We start from the raw sequence: 21344 nt of genomic DNA on the forward strand, positions 1-21344 counted from the left end.
TATGAAGCCAGCGAAAATTGCGGTAATTACCCTGTTCTTATTTATGGCCATCAGCGGCATCGGCGGCGTGATGCTGGCCGGTTATTCATTTATTGTTCGCGGTGGTGTCGGCTGACTCGCCGGTTCAGCCGTTCAAACCCCCGGTCGACGATAATCGCCGCCAGCGCCACCAGCAGCGCCCCCTGAATCACATAAGCGGTATTAAATCCGCTGAGGCCGATAACAATCGGCGTACCGAGCGTATTCGCACCAACGGTTGAAGCAATGGTCGCCGTACCGATATTAACGATCGTCGAGGTACGAATTCCGGCCAGCATCACCGGCGCCGCCAGCGGCAGCTCAACCTTCATCAGCCTCTGCCAGCCGCTCATCCCCATCCCCTGCGCGATAGTTAACACCCCGGACGGTACCGCCCCAATCCCGGCCAGCGTGCCCTGCAAAACCGGCAATATGCCATACAGCGCCAGCGCGATAAGCGCGGGCTGCCAGCCAAACCCCATCACCGGAACCGCAATCGCCAGCACCGCGACCGGCGGGAACGTCTGCCCCATTGCGGCGATGGTCTCCACCAGCGGACGAAACTCATCTCCACCCGGACGGGTGACCGCAATCCCGGCCCCGACGCCTACGATCGTCGCCGCGAGGCTGGAGAGCGCCACCAGCCAAAAGTGCGCCAGGGTGAGAGAGACAAAACTCTCCTGCTGATAAACCGGACGCGGCAGCTCGGGAAACAGCGCGCTGAACAGCGGCGCGCTGTAGGGCAACGCCAGCAGCAGCGCGATAAACATGGCGCTGAGCCACAGCAGCGGATCACGCAGCGCCTTCACGCCGGGCCTCCTCGCGCAGCAGGTCGGCAAAATGCAGCGTCCCGCAGGCCTCTCCCTGCTCATCAACCACCGGCAGCACCTCGCGGCGATGGGCAACGAACTGCGACAGCGCCTCGCGCAGGGTCATCGCCACGTTTAACGCATCCCCTGCCAGGCGCTCGTCGCGGCGCAGATAATCACCGACGCCGCGCAGCGATAACAGACGTACGCCCAATTCGCTGCGGCCAAAGAAGGTCTGCACAAACGCATTTTTCGGCTCAAGCAGCATATGCAGCGGCTCCCCCTGCTGTACCACTTCGCCGCCATCCATCAACACCAGATGGTCCGCCAGCCGCAGCGCCTCATCGATATCGTGGGTCACCAGCACTATCGTGCGTCCCAGCAGGCGATGAATACGGATCATCTCCTGCTGCAAGGCTTCGCGCGTCACCGGATCGAGCGCGCCGAAGGGTTCATCCATCAGCAGCACTTCCGGGTTGGCCGCCAGGGCGCGCGCCACGCCGACGCGCTGCTGCTGCCCGCCGGACAGCTGATGCGGGTAGCGTTCGCGCAGGCCGGGCTCCAGCCCCAGCAAGGCCATCAGTTCATCGACCCGCGCCTGAGTTTTCTGTCGCGACCACTTCTGCAACTGCGGAACGGTGGCAATGTTCTGCGCCACCGTCCAGTGGGGAAACAGGCCGATGGACTGGATGGCGTAGCCCATTTTGCGGCGCAGTTCGAGCACCGGCTGCTGGCGGATATCCTGCCCGGCGAAACGGATCGTCCCGCTATCGTGTTCCACCAGACGATTAATCATCTTCAGCGTGGTCGACTTCCCCGAACCGGAGGTGCCGATCAGCACCGAAAATGCCCCCTCACGCAGGTGCAGATTGAGGTTTTTCACCGCAGGCTGTCCGGCAAAGGCTTTATTGACGCCGTCAAACTCAATCACCGGCCGCTCCTTTCAGTAATGCGCCCCACAGCGCGAATAACGCATCCACCACCACCGCCAGCGCGATGGTCGGGATTACCCCCAGCAGCACCAGATCCAGCGCGCTGCTGAGCAGCCCCTGGAAAACCAGCGCGCCGAAACCGCCCGCGCCGATCAGGGCCGCCACTACCGCCATACCGACGGTTTGCACGCTGACCACCCGCAGGCTGCGCAACAGTACGGGCAAGGCCAGCGGTAGCTGTATCTGGCGAAAGCGCTGCCCGCCGCTCATCCCCATCGCCGCCGCGCTCTCCAGCGCTTCACGCGGCACCTGCTGCAGGCCGGTCGTCACCCCGCGCACCAGCGGCAATAGGGCATACAGCACCAGCGCGATCAGCGCTGGCGTCATACCGGTCCCGGAAACGCCGATCTGCGCCAGCGTCGGAAACTGCCGCGCCAGCCCGGCCAGCGGCGCGATAAGCAGGCCAAATAGCGCGACGGAGGGAATGGTTTGAATCACGTTGAGAACCGCAAAAACCGGCGATTGCCAGCGGGGATACCGCCAGAGCCAAACGCCAACAGGTATACCAATCAGCAGCCCCGGCAGCAGTGTGCCGAACAGCAGGATCAGATGCTGAGACAGCGCATCGTCAAAAACATCGCGGCGATTGACATACTCTTTCAGCAAAGAGAGGTCATTGAGCGCGCCGAGCCCCAGCAGCAGCGCGGGCAGCAGCCAGATTTGCGCATTTAGCAGCCAGCGCCACAGGGTGCGGGAGGTCAGGCGACGAACCGCATCGCTGGCGATAAGCAGGCAAAGCGCCAGCGCCAGCCACAGACCGCTGCCCGGCGAGGTGCGGGCCAAAGAAGAACCGTTCTGGGCCAGCTGCACCGCCGCCCTGCCGGCCCCCCACAGCAATAGAGGCAGCAGCAGATCCGCCAGTAGGAAGATAAACAGCAGCGGGAGGCGCCCGGAACGCCAGCTCAGCAGCGCTATCAGCAGCGCGACCGCCGCCTGCCCCCCCGCCAGCCACGGCCAGACCTGCCATAGCCAACGCCCCTCGCCGGATAATAGACGGTTAGGCGCATAACTAATAAACGGCAGCGCCATCGCCAATAGCAATAGCCATGCAAGCAGCAGCGCAACCCGGTTACCGCAACGAATCGTCACGCGCGCGCTACTTCAGCAGCCCTTTTTGTTGCAGATAGTCGGCGGCGACTTTCTTCGCATCCAGCCCCTCTACCGCAATGCTGGCGTTCAGCTTTTGCAGCGTCTTTTCATCCAGGCTGGCAAATACCGGCTGTAGCCAGTCGGCTATCTGCGGATACGCCTTTAACACCGCTTCACGCACGACCGGCGTGGGCGCATAAATCGGCTGCACGCCCTTCGGGTCGCTCAGGGTTTGCAGACCCAGCGCGGCGACCGGGCCATCGGTACCGTAGGCCATCGCCGCATTCACGCCGGAGGTTTGCTGCGCCGCCGCTTTGATGGTGACCGCCGTATCGCCGCCCGCCAGCGACAGCAGCTGATTTTGCTTGAGCGTAAAGTCGTAGGCTTTTTCAAACGCCGGCAGCGCGTCCGGCCGTTCAATAAATTCCGCCGAGGCGGCCAGCTTAAAGTCGCCGCCCTTTTGCAGATAGCCGGCGAGGTCGCTTAATGAGGCGAGGTGGTTTTTCTCCGCCAGATCCTGACGAACGGCGATAGTCCAGGTATTGTTGGCCGGAGCCGGGGTGAGCCAGATGAGCTTATTCTTTTCCGCGTCCAGCTTTTTGACTTTTTCGTATCCCTGCTGCGCGTTTTTCCACGCCGGGTCGTTCTCCTCTTTGAAGAAGAACGCGCCGTTGCCGGTATATTCCGGGTAAATATCCAGCTCACCGGCGGTTATCGCCCCGCGCACCACCGGGGTGGTGCCAAGCTGGATTTTATTGACGGTTTTTACCCCATGACTTTCCAGCACCTGCAAAATAATATTGCCGAGCAGCGCCCCTTCGGTGTCAATTTTTGAGCCGACCTTAACCGGCTCGGCCGCCTGCAGCGGCAGGCTAATCAGGGCCGCCAGCGCCAGCGCGCCTGACCAAACACTTGCCTTTATCATCCTCGCGTCCCTCTTTAATTTGCGCTCCATTAACAGGAGCTTAAGAGAAAAGCGTAGTTCATTTAGGGCGGAGCGGAAAAAGAAAAGGCCGATTAATCGGCCTTTAGGATAACGGAAAGCGTGTTCCCGGGTGGCGGCTGACGCCTTACCCGGGCGACAAATCGCCATTACAGCAGTTCAAACTCGCTCTGCTGCACGCGGGCGGAATCGACGCCGATAAAGACGTTGAATTTACCCGGCTCGGCATCGTACTTCATCTGCTGGTTCCAGAACTTCAGCGCCTCAACGTCAATCGGGAAGCTGACGGTTCGCGTCTCGCCCAGCTTGAGGGTCACCTTCTTGAAGCCGCGCAGCATTTTCACCGGACGGCTCATGGAAGCGGTGACGTCCTGCAGATAAAGCTGAATCACCGTCGCTCCTTCACGCTTGCCGGTATTGGTCACCTGCACGCTGGCGGTCACTTTGCCGTCACGTTGCAGGGTCGGCGCCGACATTTTTACGTCGGAAACGCTAAAGGTGGTGTAGCTGAGGCCGTAGCCAAACGGATAGAGCGGACCGTTGGCCTCGTCAAAGTAGCGCGAGGTGTACTTGTTCGGCTTATCCGCATTGTACGGACGACCGGTGTTGAGATGGCTGTAGTAGGTAGGGATTTGTCCAACCGAGCGCGGGAAGGACATCGGCAGCTTGCCCGACGGGTTGTAGTCGCCGAACAGCACATCGGCAATCGCGTTGCCGCCTTCGGTACCGGCAAACCAGGTTTCAAGGATCGCATCGGCCTGCTGATCCTCTTTCACCAGCGCCAGCGGACGGCCGTTCATCAGCACCAGCACCAGCGGCTTGCCGGTCGCTTTCAGGGCGCTAATCAGGGCGCGCTGGCTCTGCGGCAGGGTGATGTCGGTACGGCTGGAGGCTTCGTGGGCCATGCCCTGCGCCTCACCCACCACGGCAACCACCACGTCAGACTGCTTCGCTGCCGCCACCGCTTCGTCAATCATCTCCTGCGGCGAGCGCGAGTCAACCTGCACCGCTTTCTCGTACAGATTGAGGAAGTCGACGATGCCTTTATCGTCGGTCACGTTGGCGCCTTTGGCATAGATAATCTTGCCTTTGTCGCCCAGCGCGTTCTGCATACCGGTCAACACGGTCACCGACTGATCGGCCACGCCCGCCGCCGACCAGCTGCCCATCATGTCGCGCTTGCTGTCGGCCAGGGCGCCAATCACCGCGATAGTGCCCGATTTTTTCAGTGGCAGCGTATCGAGACGGTTTTTCAGCAGCACCAGGCTTTCGCGCGCAACTTCGCGCGCTTCTTTGCGATGCAGGCGGCTTTCAGCGTTAGTATCCTGCGGGTCGGAATCTTTCGGCCCCAGGTGGCTATACGGGTCATTAAACAGGCCCATATCGTATTTGACGTTCAGCACGTGGCGGGTCGCGTCATCCAGCTCCGCCATCGTTACCTTCCCGGACTTCACCAGGCCGGGCAGATACTTGCTGTAGTACTCGTCGCTCATGCTCATGTTGATGCCGGACTTCAGCGCCACGCGCACCGCGTCTTCCGGGTCCGACGCCACCCCGTGTTTAATCAGCTCTTTGATGGCCCCATGGTCGGAGACGGTAATGCCTTTGAAGCCCCACTGGTCGCGCAGCACGTCCTTGAGCAGCCAGGCATCGGAGGTCGCCGGGGTGCCGTTAAGCGAGTTAAGGGCCACCATGACCGCGCCGCTGCCCGCATCCAACCCCGCTTTGTACGGCGGCATATAGTCGTTGAACAGGCGCTGCGGACTCATATCAACGGTGTTGTACTCTTTTCCGCCTTCAACCGCGCCGTAGGCGGCAAAGTGCTTGACGCTGGTCATCACCGAATAGCGCTCGGCCGGGCTTTTCCCCTGCATCGACTCGACCATCGCCCTGCCCATCTCGGTGGTCAGATAGGTATCCTCCCCGAAGCCTTCCGAGGCGCGGCCCCAGCGCGGGTCGCGGGAGACGTCGACCATCGGCGCCCAGGTCATGTTCAGGCCATCATCGGCCGCTTCGTACGCCGATACTCGCCCGACGGTATTCACTGCGTCGAGGTTAAAAGAAGAGGCCAGACCAAGGCTAATCGGGAAAACGGTGCGCTGGCCGTGGAGCACGTCATAGGCGAAAAAGAGCGGGATTTTCAGGCGGCTGAGTTCCATCACCTGATCCTGCATAGTGCGGATATCATGGCGGGTCACGGTGTTAAAAATCGCCCCCACCTGACCTTCTTTGATCATTTCGCGGATGGCCTCTTTCGGGTTATCCGGGCCGACGCTAATTAAGCGCAGCTGACCGATTTTTTCATCCACCGTCATTTTCGTCAGCAGTTCCGTCACAAACGCATCCCGCGCCTGCGGCGTTAGGGGATGATTGCCGAACAATTCATCCGCCAGCGCGGGTTGCAGCGCCAGGCTCACAGCGACGCCTACAGTACAAAGCCATTTCATTTTTATCCCTCATTGTTCCAGTCGACCAGATCGGCGAAAAGATAGCAAAAATCGAAGTCTGCCATAAACATAAACGAGACGCCTGAATAAAGCGCGCGTTGTTCTCTGATTTTTCGAAACATTGATGCATCAAATTGTCATACAAAGCGCTATTCTTATTTTTGATAATTTTGTACCACCACAAGGAGTGGAACATGTCATCTGCAACAACCCATAACAACGCTTTTCTGGCTGAACTCACCCGTCTGGTCGGCTCGTCCCATCTGCTCACCGACCCGGCTAAAACCCAGCGCTACCGTAAAGGCTTCCGCTCCGGCCAGGGCGACGCGCTGGCGGTGGTCTTTCCCGGTACGCTGCTGGAGCTGTGGCGCGTACTGAGCGCTTGCGTCAACGCCGACAAAATCATTCTGATGCAGGCGGCGAATACCGGCCTGACCGAAGGCTCAACGCCGAACGGCAACGACTATGACCGCGATATCGTGATTATCAGCACCCTGCGCCTGGATAAACTGCATCTGCTGGGTAAAGGCGAGCAGGTGCTGGCCTATCCCGGCACGACGCTCTATTCGCTGGAGAAAGCGCTGAAGCCGCTGGGCCGCGAGCCGCACTCGGTCATTGGTTCATCCTGCATCGGGGCATCGGTGGTCGGCGGGATCTGCAACAACTCCGGCGGCTCGCTGGTCCAGCGCGGCCCGGCGTACACCGAAATGTCGCTATACGCGCAGATCGATGAAAACGGCAAGCTCAGCCTGGTGAACCACCTCGGCATTGACCTCGGCGCCACGCCGGAGCAAATCCTCAGCCGCCTCGACGACGAGCGGGTTAAAGATGAAGATGTCCGCCACGATGGTCGCCACGCCCACGATCATGATTACGTCACCCGCGTGCGCGACGTAAATGCCGATACCCCGGCGCGCTACAACGCCGACCCGGATCGCCTGTTTGAATCCTCGGGCTGCGCCGGCAAGCTGGCGGTGTTCGCCGTGCGCCTCGATACCTTCCCGGCGGAAAAACGCCAGCAGGTCTTCTATATCGGCACCAACCGCCCGGAAGTGCTGACCGAAATTCGCCGCCATATTCTCGCCGAATTCAACCATCTGCCGGTAGCGGGCGAGTACATGCACCGCGATATTTACGATATCGCCGAGCAGTACGGGAAAGATACCTTCCTGATGATCGACAAGCTCGGCACCGATAAAATGCCGTTCTTCTTTACCATGAAGGGCCGTACCGACGCGATGCTGGAGAAAGTGTCGCTGTTTAAGCCGCACTTCACCGACCGCTTTATGCAAAAACTGGGTCACGTCTTCCCGGCGCATCTGCCGGAGCGAATGAAAACCTGGCGCGATAAATACGAACACCATCTGCTGCTGAAGATGGCGGGTGACGGCATCGAAGAAGCCCAGGCCTGGCTCGGGGAATATTTTAAGAACGCCGAAGGCGATTTCTTCGTCTGCACCGCGGAAGAAGGCAGTAAAGCCTTTCTGCACCGCTTTGCCGCCGCGGGCGCGGCGATCCGCTACCAGGCGGTTCACGCCGATGAGGTGGAAGATATTCTGGCGCTGGACATCGCCCTGCGCCGTAACGACACCGAGTGGTTTGAGCATCTTCCCGCCGATATTGATAGCCAACTGGTGCATAAGCTCTATTACGGCCACTTTATGTGCCACGTTTTCCATCAGGATTACATCGTGAAAAAAGGCGTCGATGCCCACGAACTGAAAGAGAAAATGCTGGTGCTGCTGAAGGAGCGCGGCGCTCAGTATCCGGCCGAGCATAACGTCGGCCATCTGTATGAAGCGCCGGAAAGCTTAAAACGCTTCTATCGCGAAAACGATCCCACCAACAGCATGAATCCGGGGATCGGTAAAACCAGTAAGCAAAAATACTGGGGCGAAGCGCCGGATAAAACGACAAGCGCCGCCGAACGGCAATAATCCGCACGGGGGACTGTTCAGCCCCGGGGCTTCTGTATTACGCTGCACGCCGGAGAATTCTCCTCTCCGGCAAAACCGTTTAAGGAACCCACCCATCATGCCCGCAGTGGATAAGCTACATGACGCTGACATAGAGATCCGCGAAGCGCTGCCCGATGACGCCCACGCCATCGCCGCGCTGTACGTCTGGCACGTACTCAATGGACGCGCCTCGTTTGAAGAGATCCCGCCAACCGTCGATGAGATGCGCAAGCGTATCAAAACCGTGCGCGATAGCGGTCTGCCGTGGCTGGTAGCCCTGTGGCGCGGAACCATCGTCGGCTACTGCTACGCCACCTTTTACCGCCCGCGTCCGGCCTATCGCTACACGCTGGAAGAGTCGATTTACGTTGAAGCGGGAATGGGCGGACGCGGTATCGGCAGCGCCCTGCTCTCGCGGTTAATTGCGAAATGCGAACAGGGACCGTGGCGGCAGATGCTGGCGATTATCGGCGACGGGCACAGCAACGCCGGGTCGATCGCGATTCATAAAAAGTTCGGTTTTAGCGTGGCAGGTCAGCTGCGCAGCGTCGGCTATAAGATGGGCGACTGGCGGGATACCTTGATTATGCAGCGCCCGCTCGGCGATGGCGACTGGACGCTGCCGGAGTAACCCCTTAGCGTCGCGGGTAAACGGTAGCCCGGACAGGCGCGCCAGCGCCGCCGCCGGGAAAATTCCCCGGCTCGCACTGCGCTTAGCCGGGCTACAGGTATCCAGCAATCTGCGCGCCGCAAGCCGGGGAAATGGGGTTAATCGTTCTGCGCGGTCTGCGCGCCGCCTTTCAGCATCGCATCGGCCATTTGCGCTTCACGCTGCTTTTTATAGCTGAGCGCGGAAGCCGGAACCGGCATCACTTTTCCCGTTTCAATCCACGTTCTCAGACGGCTGGCGTCGGCAAAGTGGGTATATTTACCAAACGCATCCATCACCACCAGCGCCACCGGGCGCTGATTAATTACCGTCCGCATAATCAGGCAGTGGCCCGCCGCGTTAGTAAAGCCGGTCTTGGTCAGCTGTATATTCCAGTTGTCGCGGTAGACCAAATGGTTGGTATTGCGGAACGGCAGCGTGTAGGCCGGGTGGGCGAATGTCGCCATATCTTCTTTGGTGGTGCTCAGCTGGCCAATCAGCGGATACTGCTCGCTGGCGATCAGCAGCTTAGTCAGATCGCGCGCGGTAGAGACGTTATGAATCGACAGGCCGGTGGGCTCGACGTAACGGGTACGGGTCATCCCCAGCGCCTGCGCCTTGGCGTTCATCGCGCGAATAAACGCGTCGTAGCCGCCCGGATAATGGTGCGCCAGGCTGGCGGCGGCGCGGTTTTCCGACGACATCAGCGCCAGTAGCAGCATATTGCGGCGGCTGATTTGGCTGTTCAGGCGAACGCGCGAATAGATCCCTTTCATCTCAGGCGTCTGGCTGATATCAACGGTCAGCATTTCATCAAGAGGCAGATGGGCGTCAAGCACCACCATCGCGGTCATCACCTTGGTGATCGACGCCATCGGGCGAACCAGATCCGGCTGGCTGGCATAGATGATTTTTTTGCTGGCAAGATCGACAATCATCGCGCTGCCGGAAGCGATATCCGGCTGGGAGGCGGTCATCGCCGTGGAAGTTTTAGCCATCGCCTGGGGCGCAAAAGGCACAGCCAGCAGCAACGTCAGGCTGAGCAAAGAAACTCGAAATTTGGTCATCGTGAACATTCTGAAAAGTATTTTTGCACGTTATGAACGTACGCCGCGGCGCTGGGGTGATGACGCCGCTGGCAAAAATCATCATACCCTGTCAGAACGCGAGCTGGCTAATAAGAATCGTGAACAAATGCTGCATTGCCGACATAAAAATCTATTTATGCCGGCAATGAGTTAAATCAGAAGAGTCGGTAGCCGTATCCCCAGAGAATGACGGTGATAGCCAGCAGTACTTCCAGCACCAGCACCCCGATCGCCAGGGTCGAGCTGGCGAAGCTCAGCCCCTCTTCTTTATTGATCCCAAGGAAAGTCGGAATACCGAGATACAGCAGATAGCCGGTATACAGCAGCGCAACGGTTCCCACCAGCGCACACAGCCACACTAGCGGATAGAGCGCCACGAGCCCGCTGAGGAAAAGCGGCGTGGCGACATAGCCGGCGAAAACCATACAGCGCTTAAGCGATGGCCGCTGCGGATAGCTTCGCGCCATCCACCAGATAACCCGCCCCATCACCGCCACCCCGGCGAGCATGACGGCATAAAACAGCACCGCCAGGGCCAGCCCGGTCATCAGCGACAGTTTTACCACCGTGCCGTCGCCGAAGTTCCAGCCCAGCTGCGTGGTGCCGATAAAGGCGCAGATAACCGGAACCGCCGCCATGACCAGCACATGGTGCGTATAGTGATGCGAAACGGTTTCGTTTTCACTTTTAATAACGCTCATCTCTTGATTAGGATGAGAGAAGAGCCCCCAGACATGGTTCATAGCGTCCCCCTTGTCACGGCGTGGTACAGCATTGATCCAAGTATAATTCACCTTGTAGATTATTTTGTGTACAGCGAGAAAAATGCGCTTCCCCCGCATTTTTATCATCAGGGTGTATGATTAAGGGACTGACGTTTTATGGAGTTAATCTTTATATGGATATCAATAACCTGATTTCCCAGTACGGCTACGCGGCGCTGGTCATTGGCAGCATGGCGGAAGGCGAAACCATTACGCTGCTCGGCGGCGTGGCGGCACATCAGGGATTATTGAAGTTCTGGCTGGTGGTTATTTCGGTCGCCCTCGGGGGCATGATTGGCGATCAGCTGCTTTATTTGCTCGGCAGGCGCTTTGGCGGACGGATCCTGCGGCGGTTTGCGCGCCAGAAAAAACGGATCCAGAAAGCCCAGCGCATGATCCAGCGTCGCCCCTACCTGTTTGTCATCGGCACCCGCTTTATGTACGGCTTCCGGGTTATCGGCCCACTGCTGATTGGCGCCAGCCGCCTGCCGCCGAAGGTGTTTCTGCCGCTGAATATTCTCGGCGCGATTATCTGGGCGCTTATCTTTACCACGCTCGGCTATCTCGGCGGCGAAGCGATTGGCCCGTGGCTGCATCATCTGGACGCGCATCTCAAGCACTGGATCTGGCTGATTCTGGCGGTGGCACTGGTGGTTGCGGCGCACTGGTGGCTAAAGCGCCGCGAGGCAAAGAAGAAAGAGTAACGAGAGTTCCCGGATGGCGGCGTAAACGCCTTATCCGGGCTACAAACCCCATGGACTACGCAATCTGTAGCCCGGCTAAGCGCAGCGCGAGCCGGGGAAACAGAACTACTTCGCCGCCTGATGATATCCGCCGCCCAGCGCGGAAGTCAGCTGAATACTGGCATCAAGCCACTGGCCGTGCAGGCGCAGCGCGGCAATCCGCTCCTGCAGCGCCGGCAGCTTCGCCAGGCTGACGCGCGAGCCGGAAATGATCCCGGCATTCATTCGCGCCTGGGCCAGCGCGACCATCCGCTGAGCATCTTTTTCAACCTGCTGCTGCTGCTGATTTTTCGCCATCAGCGTTTCCATCTGGCTGGCGGTTTTCGCCACCTGGTTCACCGCATCGACCACCGCTTTGTTGTACTTCGCTATCGACAGGGCGTTTTGCGCGCTGGCGATATCCAGGTTCGCGTTCAGGCGGCCGCTATCAAAGATCGGCAGGGTCAGCCCGGCGGTGACGCCCATCTGCTGGGCAGAGTGGCGGAACAGATCGCTGAGATGCAGAGCATCCTGCTGCAAGAAGGCCATCAGGTTGATATCCGGATAAAACGCGGCTTTCGCGGCATCAACTTCGCTTAATGAAGCCTCGATATACCAGTGCGCGACCTGCAGGTCCGGGCGTCGCGCCAGCAGCTCATAGCCCAGTTGGCTGGGCATTTGCGCGCTGACGGCGGGTAAATCCGCCGGATGAAGATTCAGCGCCTGGCTCTGGCTGTTGGTCAGCGCCATCAGCCGCGCTTCGATCTCTTTCATATTACCCGCTACGTCGGCGAGCTGCTGATCGGTTTTACTGACGTTAATATCGTTCTCCGCCCCTTCGGCCGAGTTGGTGATCCCGCGCTGGTACAGCGCAGTATCCACGGTGACGACATTACTTTGTTCCTGCTTCACCTGCGTCAGCACGTTTTTAATGGCCGCTTCGGTCTGCCACTGCCAGTAAAGGCGGGCGACGCTGCCGGCCAGCAGTTCGCGGGTCTGGGCCTCTTCGGCGACCTGGGCTTTGACTTCACCGATGCGCGCTTTAAGCAGCGCGCGGTTTTTACCCCACAGGTCCAGATCCCATCCGGCGGTCAGTCCGAAGGTGCCGTTGGTATACCACGGCCCGGTGTTGCCCTCGGTATCGGTGGCAAACGGCCCCATCAGCCCCTCGGAGGACATTCTCTGCCGTTCGATATCGGCGGAAAAATCCAGGTTCGGTCCCAGGTTAGACTTCGACATCCGCGCCTGCGCTTCCGCCAGCCTGATGCGCTGTTCGGCAATCTGCATATCCGGGGCGTTGGCTAAGGCACGCTGAATCAGGCTATTGAGCTGAGGGTCATGATAATCCTGCCACCAGTTGCTCTGCGGCCAGCCGTTTTTCACGGCGGCGGGCAGTTCCATTGCGACGTGGGATGCCGGGGTTTGCTGCTGGAGCGGCTTGCCAGTATCGTGCGATGGCGCGCAGCCCGCCAGCGCGATAACCAGTGGCAGGCCAGCCAACGCGCGTTTGCTCAAAGTCAGGTTCATGAAATCGGTCAGATGATTAAATAAGGTCGGGTATATTAAGCTACTTGCATCCTTGCCGTTTAGTAAAGCGTGTGCCGTAACTATTAGCAGGCTAAAAATAAACTTCTCATGGAGTGAAAATGAGTCAGAACATCTATGACGATCCCGCTTTTTTTGCCGGATACGCCACCCTCGACCGTTCAGTCAAAGGGTTGGAAGGCGCGCCTGAGTGGCCAACTCTTCAGCAAATGCTTCCACCGTTATCCGGTTTACGCGTCGTCGATCTTGGCTGCGGCTACGGCTGGTTTTGCCGCTGGGCCCGTGACCAGGGCGCCGTGCAGGTGGACGGGCTGGATCTCTCCAGCCGTATGCTGGATCGCGCCCGCGAAATGACCCACGGCGAAGGTATTCGCTATCGCTGCGAAGATCTCCAGACGCTTACCCTGCCCGCCGATAGCTGCGAGCTGGTCTATAGCTCGCTGGCGCTGCACTATCTGCCCGACGTCGCGCCGCTGTTCGCCACCGTTTACCAGGCGCTGACGCCCGGCGGCACGCTGCTGTTTTCCGCTGAACATCCCATCTACACCGCCCCGCCGCAGCAGGGCTGGCAGGTGGATGAGAACGGACAGAAAAGTTGGCCGGTGAGCCACTACCAGCAGGAGGGCGAGCGCATCAGCAACTGGTTTGCCGACGGAGTGAAAAAACAGCACCGCAAGCTATCCACCTGGATAAACCAGTTGATCGCCGCCGGTTTTATCATCGAGCATCTGGATGAGTGGGGACCGACGGCGGAGCAGATTGCCGCTCAGCCGGCGCTGGATGAAGAAAAAGAGCGGCCGATGATTTTCCTCCTGCGCGCGCGCAAGCCGGCGTAATACGCAAAATGGCCCGGAGGTTATCCGGGCCATAAGAATGATGTCAGCTTCCGTGCTCGCATTTTATTAGCTGGCAGCTAACGCTTTACCTGTCCAGAGCAATCACTCTTTTAAGCTGCCGCCGTTGGTGGCAATCACCTCTTTATACCACCAGAAGCTCTTCTTGCGGCTGCGCGCCAGGGTGCCGTTGCCTTCATCGTCGCGATCGACATAGATAAAACCGTAGCGTTTGGACATCTCCGCCTTCGACGCGCTCACCAGGTCGATAGGCCCCCAGCTGGTGTAGCCCATCAGCTCAACGCCGTCCTCTATGGCCTCACGAACCTGCACCAGATGGTCGTTAAGGTAGCTGATCCGGTAATCGTCGTTGATGCTGCCGTCGGCTTCCACCTTATCCTTGGCGCCCAGGCCGTTTTCCACGATAAACAACGGTTTCTGATAGCGATCCCACAGCACGTTCAGCAGCGTGCGCAGACCGAGCGGGTCAATCTGCCAGCCCCATTCCGAGCTTGCCAGGTGCGGGTTCGGCACCATGCTGAGAATATTGCCGCGCGCTTTTTTGTTCAGCTCTTCGTCGGCGGTCACGCAGCCGGTCATATAGTAGCTGAAGGAGATAAAGTCGACGGTCTCTTTCAGGGCGGCGCGATCGGCATCGGTTATTTCGAGATTAATGCCGTTGTCGCGGAAATAGCGCAGCATATAGCCCGGGTAAGCGCCGCGGCACTGGACATCGCCAAAGAACTGCCAGCTGCGGTTCTGCTGCAGGGTTTCAAAAATATCGTCCGGTTTGCAGCTGAGCGGATACATCAGGCCGCCGAGCAGCATATTGCCGATTTTGCCCTCTGGCACGATGTCATGACAGGCCTTTGCCGCCAGCGCGCTCGCCACCAGCTGATGGTGAATAGCCTGGTAGACTTCCGCTTTGCTGCTGTCGGCCGGCAGACCGACGCCGGTCATCGGCGCGTGCAGGGACATATTGATTTCATTGAAGGTCAGCCACAGTTTGACCTTCGCCTGGTAGCGCTCAAACACCGTACGGGCATAGCGCTCAAAGAAGCCAATCACTTTGCGATTGCCCCAGCCGCCGTAGTTTTTTACCAGCGCCCACGGCATCTCATAGTGGGACAGGGTCACCAGCGGAGTAATATTGTGCTTCGCCATTTCATCAAACAGCTTATCGTAAAAGGCCAGCCCGGCTTCGTTTGGCTGCGCCTCATCGCCGTTAGGGAAAATACGCGCCCAGGCAATTGATACGCGCAGGCAGTTAAAGCCCATCTCGGCAAAGAGGCTGATATCTTCCGGATAACGGTGGTAAAAATCGATGGCGACATCCTTAATGCCGCTATCGCCGGGTACGCGCTCTACCACATCGCCAAATACGCCGCGCGGCTGGACGTCAGAAGTGGTTAATCCCTTCCCGTCTTCCAGATAAGCGCCTTCGACCTGATTTGCCGCGGTCGCGCCGCCCCATAAAAACGCCTGCGGGAATCTCTTCATTCATCTCTCTCCTGTGATTAACGGGTTATAGACAACAGCGGCTGACCGGCTTCCACCGCGCTGGCGGAGACCATGTCGAGAGCACGATAATCATCGCTGTTGCTGATAATAATGGGCGTCGCCAGATCATAGCCGGCGTCCAGGATCGCCTGGCGGTCAAACTCCAGCAGCAGGTCGCCCGCTTTGATTTTGTCGCCCTCTTTTACATGGGCGGTAAACGGCACACCATCGAGCTTAACGGTGTCGATGCCAACGTGGATGAGCAGCTCAATGCCGCTGTCACTCAGCAGACCGATGGCGTGTTTGGTTTGAAAAATGGAAGCGACTTCGCCCGAGAACGGCGCGATAACCTTGCCCACTGAGGGAATAATCGCCACGCCCTTGCCCAACAGACCACTGGCGAAGGTACTGTCAGGCACCTGATCCAGCGCCAGAACGCTGCCGGTCATCGGCGCCAGGATATCGTTTTCCGAGGCCGGAGCCACGACAACCGCAGCCTGCTCAGCGCTGCTGCGCGGCAGTCCGGCGACGAGGGTGAGTACGCAGGCGATGATTAACGAGGCAAACATCCCCGCCGCGCCGCCCCACACCGTAGCGTCAATGCCCTCCGGCGGGATCATTTGCGCCAGCGTGAAAATGTTACCGAAACCAAAAGAGTAGACGTGACTGTCGCTAAAACCAACCATCGCGCCGCCGATGGCGCCAGCAACGCAGCCGAAGATAAAGGGACGGCGTAAAGGCAGGTTCAGACCATAAATCGCCGGCTCGGTCACGCCGAAGATCCCGGCGGAAACCGCAGAACCCGCCAGCACTTTTTGCCGCGCATCGCGAGTGCGCAGGAAAATCCCCAGCGCGGCGCCCACCTGGCCCATCACCGCAGGCAGCAGCATCGGCATCATCGAATCATGGCCCAGCACGGCGAGGTTGTTAATCATTAACGGTATCAATCCCCAGTGCAGGCCGAAGATAACGCATACCTGCCACAGCGCCCCCATCGCCGCTCCGGCAAGCCAGGGCGCAACCTGATAGATAAGCTGATAACCATTGGCCAGCAGCTGGCTCAGCCAGGTGGCTACGGGGCCGATAATCAGAAACGTGAGCGGTACGACGACGGCGAGGCAAATCGCCGGCGTGAAGAAGTTCTTCATTGAGGAAGGCAGTATCGCGTTGCTGCGTTTTTCAATCCAGCAGCTGACCCACGAAGCGAGGATAATCGGAATGACCGAGGAGCTGTAATTGATAAAGGTCACGGGAATGCCGAGAAAATACTCCGTCGCGGCGCCGGGCGCCATGCTGGCGTCAAACGCTTGAATCATCAGCGGATGGGTTAACGCGCCGCCGATCACCATGGTAATAAAGGGGTTGCCGCCAAATTTCTTGCCTGCGGTATAGCCGAGAAACAGCGGGAAAAAGAAGAACAGCGCATCGCTGGCGGCAAACCAGATTTTGTAGGTTGCCTGCTGCGTCGTTAACCAGCCGCAAACCACCGCCAGCGCCAGCAAGCCTTTGAGGATCCCCGAGGCCGCCAGGACGCCGATAAACGGGGTGAAAATACCGGAAACAATGTCGATAAGCTGGCCGATAATCGACACTTTTTCGCCTTTTACCGCCACCGGCTCACTGTCATCCGTCAGGCCGGCTTCGCCGCGCACCGCCAGCCAGACATCGTGCACGTGATTACCGATAACCACCTGAAACTGGCCGCCGCTTTCGACGACCATAATGACGCCAGGGTTCGCCTTCAGTCCTTCGGCATCCGCCTTCTTGCTATCTTTGAGCTTAAAACGCAGCCGTGTAGCGCAGTGAACCAGACTCACAATATTCTCTCTGCCGCCTACCCGAGTGAGAATATCCTGCGCGAGTGCTTTATATTCCATGCTGTTTTTCCTTACTTCCGCTGCCCGCAGGCATCGTTAACTGAGTATTAAAAATAAAAAAACCCGAGAACAACGCCGTGTAGGCGTTGCGCTCAGGTTTTGCCTGCGTAATGCAGTAACAATCCAGTTGTAGAGTGGGAGCTATGCGCCAGGCCCGATCGGCGCTTAGCGTCCCTCTTTTCTCACCCGTTCAATATGAATGGCGAGAAACATAATCTCTTCCGTCGTCAGCGGCCGCTGATAGCTCTTTTGCAGGTGCCGGGCGACGGTTTCCGCACACTTCCACGCTTTAGGGTAGTTATCCTTTACCGCGCTGTGCAGCGTCACATCATCATCTTCAACCACCGTTCGCGTCAGCATACGCTGGGCGAAAAACTTGAGATGGGTGACAAAGCGCTGGTAGCTCAGCGACTCTTCGTCGTAGTTCAGCGTCAGCTGATACTTCACCAGCTGCAGGATCTCCTGCATGACCCGGGTCACGTGCATCACTTCCGGCATTTCGCTGTTGAGCTGCGCCGTGACCAGATGCAGGGCGATAAAACCCGCTTCATCTTCGGCCAGTTCAACCCCGAGCCGTTTGCTGACGATCGCCCGCGCCTCCTGCCCTAACTCAAATTCCTTCGGATACAGCCGCTTTATTTCCCACAGCAGCACATTACGAATGGCGATGCCCTTCTTCTGCCGCTCAATCGCAAAGTGGCAGTGGTCGGTCAGGGTAATGTACAAACTATCCTGTAACTTACCGAGACGACCGCGCGCCAGATCGATGATCCGATCGCAGGTCGTTATCACTTCTAACGGTATTTGACTGAGTAATTCACCTAAACGGCCAACCAGTTCATCGCTCTGTAGCGCGAAGACCTTTTCAATTTTACTTTCATCAAGAGAGTCACCAACGCGTTTTTGAAAGGCAAGCCCTCGGCCCATGACTACCTGTTCGCGCTGCTGCTCATCAACAACCACCACTACATTATTATTAAGTACTTTGGCGATTTGCATATGAACCCCAAAAACAAAAAAACCTGACCCCGACGGATGCCAGGAAATCAGGTTTTGCCTGCCGGAGCAGTAACAATCGGTAGTGAGTATTTCACTGTCCGCCGGGTAATCTCAATGGGACAAGCTAAAAAATGTGATGCCGGTCAGATAGTTTAGCTACGCCAGTCGTTAATCGTGCGCGCAATGCTGGTTGAATCCTGTAGGGTGCGTACCGCGCTGAACAGCTCAGCAGCCTCAAGGTATTCTTTACGCAAATAGCTCAGCCACTGTTTGATACGCGCGACGTGATAAAGGCCGGTGTCGCCCTGCTTTTCCAGACGGGTGTATTTTTGCAGCAGTTCGACCACCTGCGGCCAGGGCATACGCGGTTCGTTATATTTTATCACCCGGCTCAGGTTTGGAACGTTCAGGGCGCCGCGACCAATCATCACCGAGTCGCAGCCGGTCGCGGCCAGGCAATCCTGGGCGCTTTGCCAGTCCCAGATTTCGCCGTTGGCCACCACTGGAATAGTCAGGCGCTGACGGATTTCGCCAATGGCCTGCCAGTCGATGCGCTCCGCTTTATAGCCGTCCTCTTTGGTGCGGCCGTGCACCACCAGCTCGCTGGCTCCGGCCTGCTGGACCGCATCGGCAATTTCAAATCGCCGCTCGCCGCTGTCCCAGCCAAGCCGTACTTTTACCGTGACCGGCAGATGGCCGGGAACCGCCTCGCGCATCGCTTTCGCGCCGCGATAGATAAGCTCAGGGTCTTTAAGCAGCGTCGCCCCGCCGCCGCTGCCGTTTACCAGCTTTGACGGGCAGCCGCAGTTGAGGTCAACGCCCCAGGAACCGAGCTCGACCGCGCGAGCGGCGTTTTCCGCCAGCCACTGCGGATACTGCCCGAGCAGCTGCACGCGCACGCGGGTGCCGGACGGCGTCAGGCTGTTGTTATGCAGTTCCGGACACAGTCTGTAGAACGATTTTACCGGCAAGAGCTGATCCACCACGCGCAAGAATTCAGTGATGCAGAGATCGTAATCATTCACTTCGGTCAGCAGCTCGCGCACCAGCGAATCGAGCACGCCTTCCATCGGCGCCAGTAGTACACGCATATTGTTTTTCATTGCCCGGAAAAAAGAGGCGCTATGTTAGCGCCTCTGGATGCGGGTTGAAAGGGGCCAATATCGGTTTTCCCTGCCGCGGCTCTGCTGCTTCCCGGCTTGCACTGCGCTTAGCCGGGCTACAAGGTCACCTCTGTTTGCGACCCGGGAAATGCAAAGCCGCTTAACGTGCTTCCAGGCAGTTATCCTCTTTCCAGCCGTACAGCCACTCGATGCCGCGATAAAACTCGCTCTGGGTTTTGCCTTTCCACAGCAGGTTGCGTACCTGGCGCTCAACGCCGGCGGCGTGATAGACCCGCCCCATTTCACGCGTCGACCAGACGATCCGCGCGGTACGCGGAATACGAACCGACTCATACAGCGCGAAAGCGCGGGCGGCGTCGCCGTCGCACTGCGCCAGCGCTTTACCCAGCGTCACCGCATCTTCCAGCGCCATACAGGCCCCCTGGGCCATATACTGCGCCACCGGATGCGCGGCATCGCCGACCAGCGTAATACGATCGTTGCCCCATTTCTCTACCGGCTCGCGGTCGGCGGTGGACCAGCGGCGCCAGGAGGTCGGCTTATCCAGCATCTGCCGGGGACGCGGGTGGATACCTTTAAAGTAGGAGAGCACCTCTTCTTTACTGCCGTCGCGCACGCCCCACTCTTCTGTTTCCCGGCTGTGAAAGGTCACCACCAGGTTGTACTGCTTGCCGCCGCGCAGCGGGTAATGTACCAGGTGGCAGTGCGGACCGGCCCACAGCACCGGCGCATTGATGCGTAAATCATCCGGCATGTCGGCGGCATCGACGACCGCACGATAGACCACGTGGCCGGTGACCCGCGGCGAATCGCCCAGCAGGCTTTGGCGCACCACAGACTTACCGCCGTCGCAGCCGATCAGAATATCCGCCGTCCAGCTGTTGCCTTTATCATCAAAAACCGTCACGTCATCGGCGGTCTGGCGGATATCCACCACCTGCGTCGAGGTGCGATACTCGACAGCCGGGTGGGTCAGCGCGGCTTCCCAGACGGTGGCGTGGATGTCCACCCGGTGGATCACCGCATACGGCCCACCAAAATGGTCGCGGAACGCCTGTCCGGTCTCAATATGCACCACCTCTTCACCGTTGACCGCATCCATCATGGTGATATGATCGGTAAAGACCGCACGCTGACGGGCGACTTCGCCGACGCCGAGGCTGTCCAGCGCCGAGAACGCGTTAGGGCCAAGCTGGATCCCGGCGCCGATTTCGCCGATTTCATGGGCCTTTTCCAGCAGCATGACCTTGATGCCCTGGCGCGCCAGAGAGAGAGCGGTAGCTGCCCCGCCAATCCCACCGCCGACAATGATTGCTCGCATTACTTTTGCCATGTTGCCTCCTAAGCCGGGATCTTATCTTGTTGGTTTTCCGGCGCAGCGGCGATAAACGCAGGCAGCCGGGTGCAGGCGTCATAGACCGCCTGACAGCGTGGATAGTGGCTGAGATCGCAGCCCATCCTCAAGGCGTTGGCCCACTGCGGTACCAGACAGCAGTCCGCCAGGGTGGGCGCATCGCCCACGCAAAAATCGCCGGATTTCGCGTGGCGCAATAGCTGCTCGACGGCGCTGAATCCCTGCTGGATCCAGTGCGCATACCAGCGTTTTTTATCCTCTTCGCTTACCTTCAGTTCGTCGCCAAGGTAGCGTAAAACGCGCATGTTGTTTATTGGGTGAATATCGCAGGCGATGGCGTAAACAATCTCCAGCACCCGCATCCGCGCGCTGTCGTCCTGAGGCAGCAGCAGCGGCTGCGGATAGTGCCGATCCAGCCAGTCGGCAATCGCCAGCGACTGGCCGAGAGATTCGCCATCATCGGTGATCAACGTTGGCACCAGGCCAACCGGATTCAGCCGCCGGTATTCCAGCGCGTTCTGCTGACCAATGCGGATGTTGACCCCCACGCTCTGGTAGTCAATGCCCTTCAGCGCCAGCGCAATCCGCACGCGATATGACGCCGAGCTATTAAAAAAACTGTACAGCTTCATC

18 protein-coding genes and 1 pseudogene are annotated in these 21344 nt (G+C 58.8%); 5 read left to right on the forward strand and 14 right to left on the reverse strand.

Annotated elements, in window-relative coordinates; translation table 11 throughout:
* Position 1: 1 nt before the first annotated feature.
* On the forward strand, positions 2 to 115 hold the full coding sequence (locus tag IYV58_RS18665) for a protein YohO (protein WP_004103838.1): 114 nt from the start codon (positions 2 to 4) through the stop codon (positions 113 to 115).
* Here the strand turns inward: IYV58_RS18665 and IYV58_RS18670 are convergent.
* The 5 genes from IYV58_RS18670 to bglX form a co-directional block, all read right to left on the reverse strand.
* The gene (locus IYV58_RS18670; protein ID WP_004122802.1) at positions 90 to 827 is read right to left on the reverse strand and encodes an ABC transporter permease; all 738 of its coding nucleotides are present in this window, start codon (positions 825 to 827) and stop codon (positions 90 to 92) included. The two genes, IYV58_RS18665 and IYV58_RS18670, sit on opposite strands and share 26 nt — an antisense overlap.
* Positions 811 to 1758 (reverse strand): ABC transporter ATP-binding protein, encoded by a 948-nt coding sequence (locus tag IYV58_RS18675; protein ID WP_004122804.1) that lies wholly within the window; start codon positions 1756 to 1758, stop codon positions 811 to 813. The genes IYV58_RS18670 and IYV58_RS18675 overlap by 17 nt, the downstream gene beginning before the upstream one ends.
* On the reverse strand, positions 1751 to 2908 hold the full coding sequence (locus IYV58_RS18680) for an ABC transporter permease (RefSeq protein WP_004122807.1): 1158 nt from the start codon (positions 2906 to 2908) through the stop codon (positions 1751 to 1753). The genes IYV58_RS18675 and IYV58_RS18680 overlap by 8 nt, the downstream gene beginning before the upstream one ends.
* A gap of 7 nt (positions 2909 to 2915) precedes the next feature.
* A complete protein-coding gene (locus tag IYV58_RS18685; RefSeq protein ID WP_123829087.1) occupies positions 2916 to 3833 on the reverse strand; it encodes a glycine betaine ABC transporter substrate-binding protein OsmF in 918 nt (305 codons plus the stop codon).
* A 167-nt stretch (positions 3834 to 4000) separates the two neighbouring features.
* A complete protein-coding gene (gene bglX, locus IYV58_RS18690; RefSeq protein WP_195729190.1) occupies positions 4001 to 6298 on the reverse strand; it encodes a beta-glucosidase BglX in 2298 nt (765 codons plus the stop codon).
* A 194-nt stretch (positions 6299 to 6492) separates the two neighbouring features.
* Here bglX and dld point away from each other — a divergent pair, with 194 nt between their 5' ends.
* Positions 6493 to 8235, forward strand: coding sequence for a D-lactate dehydrogenase (gene dld / locus IYV58_RS18695; protein WP_004122812.1), 1743 nt, complete (start codon positions 6493 to 6495; stop codon positions 8233 to 8235).
* Between the two features lie 97 nt (positions 8236 to 8332).
* On the forward strand, positions 8333 to 8887 hold the full coding sequence (locus IYV58_RS18700) for a GNAT family N-acetyltransferase (RefSeq protein ID WP_004122814.1): 555 nt from the start codon (positions 8333 to 8335) through the stop codon (positions 8885 to 8887).
* 137 nt (positions 8888 to 9024) lie between these two features.
* Here the strand turns inward: IYV58_RS18700 and pbpG are convergent, their stop codons facing one another.
* Both pbpG and IYV58_RS18710 read right to left on the reverse strand, forming a co-directional pair.
* The gene (gene pbpG, locus IYV58_RS18705) at positions 9025 to 9972 is read right to left on the reverse strand and encodes a D-alanyl-D-alanine endopeptidase (protein WP_004122816.1); all 948 of its coding nucleotides are present in this window, start codon (positions 9970 to 9972) and stop codon (positions 9025 to 9027) included.
* Positions 9973 to 10148: 176 nt separating this feature from the next.
* Complete coding sequence (locus IYV58_RS18710; RefSeq protein WP_004122818.1) at positions 10149 to 10736, reverse strand: Yip1 family protein; 588 nt, start codon at positions 10734 to 10736, stop codon at positions 10149 to 10151.
* Between the two features lie 155 nt (positions 10737 to 10891).
* Between IYV58_RS18710 and IYV58_RS18715 the strand changes: the two genes are divergently transcribed.
* Positions 10892 to 11461 (forward strand): DedA family protein, encoded by a 570-nt coding sequence (locus IYV58_RS18715; protein ID WP_004122820.1) that lies wholly within the window; start codon positions 10892 to 10894, stop codon positions 11459 to 11461.
* A 105-nt stretch (positions 11462 to 11566) separates the two neighbouring features.
* Here IYV58_RS18715 and mdtQ read toward each other — a convergent pair whose 3' ends face one another.
* Complete coding sequence (gene mdtQ / locus IYV58_RS18720; RefSeq protein ID WP_139529108.1) at positions 11567 to 13006, reverse strand: multidrug resistance outer membrane protein MdtQ; 1440 nt, start codon at positions 13004 to 13006, stop codon at positions 11567 to 11569.
* A 119-nt stretch (positions 13007 to 13125) separates the two neighbouring features.
* Between mdtQ and IYV58_RS18725 the strand changes: the two genes are divergently transcribed.
* Positions 13126 to 13860, forward strand: a complete 735-nt coding sequence (locus tag IYV58_RS18725) for a class I SAM-dependent methyltransferase (protein WP_049112290.1) — start codon at positions 13126 to 13128, stop codon at positions 13858 to 13860.
* Between the two features lie 102 nt (positions 13861 to 13962).
* Here the strand turns inward: IYV58_RS18725 and IYV58_RS18730 are convergent, their stop codons facing one another.
* The 6 genes and pseudogenes from IYV58_RS18730 to maiA form a co-directional block, all read right to left on the reverse strand.
* A complete protein-coding gene (locus tag IYV58_RS18730; RefSeq protein ID WP_004122826.1) occupies positions 13963 to 15357 on the reverse strand; it encodes a glycoside hydrolase family 1 protein in 1395 nt (464 codons plus the stop codon).
* A 17-nt stretch (positions 15358 to 15374) separates the two neighbouring features.
* Positions 15375 to 17346, reverse strand: a pseudogene (gene bglF, locus IYV58_RS18735) (PTS beta-glucoside transporter subunit IIABC).
* 53 nt (positions 17347 to 17399) lie between these two features.
* Positions 17400 to 18233 (reverse strand): transcriptional antiterminator BglG, encoded by an 834-nt coding sequence (bglG, locus tag IYV58_RS18740; protein WP_142470168.1) that lies wholly within the window; start codon positions 18231 to 18233, stop codon positions 17400 to 17402.
* Between the two features lie 152 nt (positions 18234 to 18385).
* On the reverse strand, positions 18386 to 19324 hold the full coding sequence (gene dusC / locus IYV58_RS18745; RefSeq protein WP_032742166.1) for a tRNA dihydrouridine(16) synthase DusC: 939 nt from the start codon (positions 19322 to 19324) through the stop codon (positions 18386 to 18388).
* Positions 19325 to 19496: 172 nt separating this feature from the next.
* Positions 19497 to 20690, reverse strand: coding sequence for a 3-hydroxybenzoate 6-monooxygenase (locus IYV58_RS18750; RefSeq protein WP_004122835.1), 1194 nt, complete (start codon positions 20688 to 20690; stop codon positions 19497 to 19499).
* Between the two features lie 8 nt (positions 20691 to 20698).
* Complete coding sequence (gene maiA, locus IYV58_RS18755; RefSeq protein ID WP_049112284.1) at positions 20699 to 21343, reverse strand: maleylacetoacetate isomerase; 645 nt, start codon at positions 21341 to 21343, stop codon at positions 20699 to 20701.
* Position 21344: the final 1 nt, after the last annotated feature.

The sequence above is a fragment of the Klebsiella sp. BDA134-6 genome (genome assembly GCF_015601345.1).
GTDB classification, from domain to species: domain Bacteria; phylum Pseudomonadota; class Gammaproteobacteria; order Enterobacterales; family Enterobacteriaceae; genus Klebsiella; species Klebsiella grimontii.

What these genes read in the sequence shown, in the direction of transcription:
- IYV58_RS18665 (WP_004103838.1), top strand. Translation starts at nt 2, where the DNA reads ATGAAGCCAGCGAAAATTGCGGTAATTACCCTGTTCTTATTTATGGCC.
- IYV58_RS18685 (WP_123829087.1), bottom strand. Translation starts at nt 3,833, where the DNA reads ATGATAAAGGCAAGTGTTTGGTCAGGCGCGCTGGCGCTGGCGGCCCTG.
- bglX (WP_195729190.1), bottom strand. Translation starts at nt 6,298, where the DNA reads ATGAAATGGCTTTGTACTGTAGGCGTCGCTGTGAGCCTGGCGCTGCAA.
- dld (WP_004122812.1), top strand. Translation starts at nt 6,493, where the DNA reads ATGTCATCTGCAACAACCCATAACAACGCTTTTCTGGCTGAACTCACC.
- IYV58_RS18700 (WP_004122814.1), top strand. Translation starts at nt 8,333, where the DNA reads ATGCCCGCAGTGGATAAGCTACATGACGCTGACATAGAGATCCGCGAA.
- pbpG (WP_004122816.1), bottom strand. Translation starts at nt 9,972, where the DNA reads ATGACCAAATTTCGAGTTTCTTTGCTCAGCCTGACGTTGCTGCTGGCT.
- IYV58_RS18710 (WP_004122818.1), bottom strand. Translation starts at nt 10,736, where the DNA reads ATGAACCATGTCTGGGGGCTCTTCTCTCATCCTAATCAAGAGATGAGC.
- IYV58_RS18715 (WP_004122820.1), top strand. Translation starts at nt 10,892, where the DNA reads ATGGATATCAATAACCTGATTTCCCAGTACGGCTACGCGGCGCTGGTC.
- mdtQ (WP_139529108.1), bottom strand. Translation starts at nt 13,006, where the DNA reads ATGAACCTGACTTTGAGCAAACGCGCGTTGGCTGGCCTGCCACTGGTT.
- IYV58_RS18725 (WP_049112290.1), top strand. Translation starts at nt 13,126, where the DNA reads ATGAGTCAGAACATCTATGACGATCCCGCTTTTTTTGCCGGATACGCC.
- IYV58_RS18730 (WP_004122826.1), bottom strand. Translation starts at nt 15,357, where the DNA reads ATGAAGAGATTCCCGCAGGCGTTTTTATGGGGCGGCGCGACCGCGGCA.
- bglG (WP_142470168.1), bottom strand. Translation starts at nt 18,233, where the DNA reads ATGCAAATCGCCAAAGTACTTAATAATAATGTAGTGGTGGTTGTTGAT.
- dusC (WP_032742166.1), bottom strand. Translation starts at nt 19,324, where the DNA reads ATGCGTGTACTACTGGCGCCGATGGAAGGCGTGCTCGATTCGCTGGTG.
- IYV58_RS18750 (WP_004122835.1), bottom strand. Translation starts at nt 20,690, where the DNA reads ATGGCAAAAGTAATGCGAGCAATCATTGTCGGCGGTGGGATTGGCGGG.
- maiA (WP_049112284.1), bottom strand. Translation starts at nt 21,343, where the DNA reads ATGAAGCTGTACAGTTTTTTTAATAGCTCGGCGTCATATCGCGTGCGG.